The organism is Streptomyces sp. 13-12-16, assembly GCF_002114215.1.
Lineage (GTDB): Bacteria > Actinomycetota > Actinomycetes > Streptomycetales > Streptomycetaceae > Streptomyces.
In genome coordinates, this window is record NZ_NCTE01000474.1 from 1 (window position 1) to 2,181 (window position 2,181).

The 2,181-nt window shown below is 73.9% G+C and carries 3 protein-coding genes; all 3 read left to right on the forward strand.

Annotation, left to right across the window (positions count from 1 at the left end; translation table 11 throughout):
• The coding region (locus tag B7767_RS18890) for a cellulose-binding domain-containing protein (RefSeq protein WP_179167197.1) at positions 1–517 on the forward strand (517 nt) is incomplete at its 5' end.
• 280 nt (positions 518–797) lie between these two features.
• Positions 798–1,895 carry a ribosome small subunit-dependent GTPase A gene (gene rsgA, locus B7767_RS18895; protein ID WP_085573211.1) on the forward strand — a complete coding sequence of 366 codons (1,098 nt, stop codon included), beginning with the start codon at positions 798–800 and terminating at the stop codon, positions 1,893–1,895.
• A gap of 9 nt (positions 1,896–1,904) precedes the next feature.
• A partial coding sequence (locus B7767_RS18900) for an Ada metal-binding domain-containing protein (RefSeq protein WP_306297970.1) occupies positions 1,905–2,181 on the forward strand: 277 nt, incomplete at its 3' end.

Below are 2,181 nucleotides of genomic sequence, written 5' to 3' on the forward strand. Positions count from 1 at the left end.
CCGGCAGCCGGTGGCGGACCCCGGCCCCTCCCTGCCCTCCGCCCCCACGGCCTCCCCGGACACCCCGTCCCCGCCCCCGTCCGCGAAGCCGTCCCCCGGGCACACCCCCGAGCGCACCCCGGACCGGGAGAACCCCGACCCCGAACCACAGGGCACCTCCTCCGCCACCGCCGCGCCCGGGACCACCGCCCGCGGCGAGCCGGCCGCCTGCCACGTCGACTACGACCTGGTCAACCAGTGGCCCGACGGCTTCCAGGCCACCGTCACCGTCACCACGCGGGAGCCCCTCGACTCCTGGCGCGTCGGCTTCGCCCTCCCCGACGGCCAGCGGATCACCCGGATGTGGGACGCCTCGCCCGACCAGGACGGCTCCCGGGTCACCGCCACCGCCGCCGACTACAACAAGTCGGTCGCCGCCGGCGGGAGACTCGCCTTCGGCTTCCTCGCGTCCCACGACGGCACGAACCACCCGCCGTCCGGCTTCACGCTCAACGGCCGCACCTGCGCGACCGTGTGACGCGGGAGTCCGGAAGAACAGGACGAGGGAGCCCGGAAAAACGAGTTGACGGGCCCGGGAGGCGGCGGGCTACTGTGACCGCGGATCACACGGTGGCCGTGCGCCGCCGTACCGGACCGTTCGTGGAGTGAGGAGGTGTCGACCGATGGCTGTCATTGCGCTGGGCGCTGCCCGCATTCAGGAATCCATCACGTCCACCTCCGTGGCCACCGGCTGACCTCACCCTTTCCTGTCCGCGTACGCGCGGCGGCCGGGGCCACCCACCTGAAGGGTCACCCCCTTGAGCTCCAGCTCCACCTCCACCTCCTCCGCGCTCGCCCCCTACGGCTGGGACGACGCCTGGGCGGACGCGTTCGCCCCCTACGACGCGGAAGGGCTGCTGCCCGGCCGCGTGATCCGGGTCGACCGCGGCCAGTGCGACGTCGTCACCGCCGGCGGCACCCTGCGCGCCGACACCGCCTTCGTCACCCCGCACGACCCCCTGCGGGTCGTCTGCACGGGCGACTGGGTCGCCGTCGAACCCGGCGGGAACCCCCGCTACGTCCGCGCGTACCTGCCCCGCCGCACCGCCTTCGTGCGCTCCACCTCCTCCAAGCGGTCCGAGGGGCAGATCCTCGCCGCCAACGTCGACCACGCCGTCGTCGCCGTCTCCCTCGCCGCCGAACTCGACCTGGCCCGGATCGAACGCTTCCTCGCGCTCGCCTGGGAGTCCGGGGCGCAGCCGGTGGTCGTCCTCACCAAGGCCGACCTGGTGCCGGACGCGGTGACCCGGGCGCACCTCGTCCAGGACGTGGAGACCAGCGCGCCGGGCGTGCCGGTGCTCACCGTCAGCGCGCGGGACGGGGACGGACTCGACGTCCTCACCGCGATCGTCGCCGGCGGCACGTCGGTGCTGCTCGGGCAGTCCGGCGCCGGCAAGTCCACCCTGGCCAACGCGCTCCTCGGCGAGGACGTGATGGACGTCCGGGCCATCCGGGACGTCGACGGCAAGGGCCGCCACACCACGACCACCCGCAACCTGCTGGCGCTGCCCGGCGGGGGAGTCCTCATCGACACACCGGGCCTCAGGGGCGTCGGCCTGTGGGACGCCTCCACCGGCGTCGGCCAGGTGTTCGCCGAGATCGAGGAGCTCGCCGAGCGCTGCCGGTTCCAGGACTGCGCCCACGAGAGCGAACCGGGCTGTGCCGTCCTCGACGCCATCGAGACCGGTGACCTGCCGCAGCGCCGCCTGGAGAGCTACCGCAAGCTGCTCCGGGAGAACCAGTACATCGTCGCCAAGACCGACGCCAGGCTCCGCGCGGAGCTCCGCAAGGACTGGAAGCGCAAGGGCGCCATCGGCAAGGCGGCGATGGAGGCCAAGCGGGGCCGCCTGCGGTAGCACACCTCCATGTCCGATTTCCGCCAGCCGGGGCTCCCCGGCCGGCGGAGACTGGACGGTATGAAGGACGAGGACAGCAGGTACGAGGCGGTGCGCAGCCGGGACGCCCGGTTCGACGGCGCGTTCTTCTTCGCCGTGGAGACGACCGGCATCTACTGCCGGCCGAGCTGCCCCGCCGTCACCCCGAAGCGGCACAACGTGCGGTTCTTCGCGACCGCCGCCGCCGCGCAGGGCTCCGGGTTCCGCGCCTGCCGGCGCTGCCGCCCGGACGCCGTGCCCGGCTCCG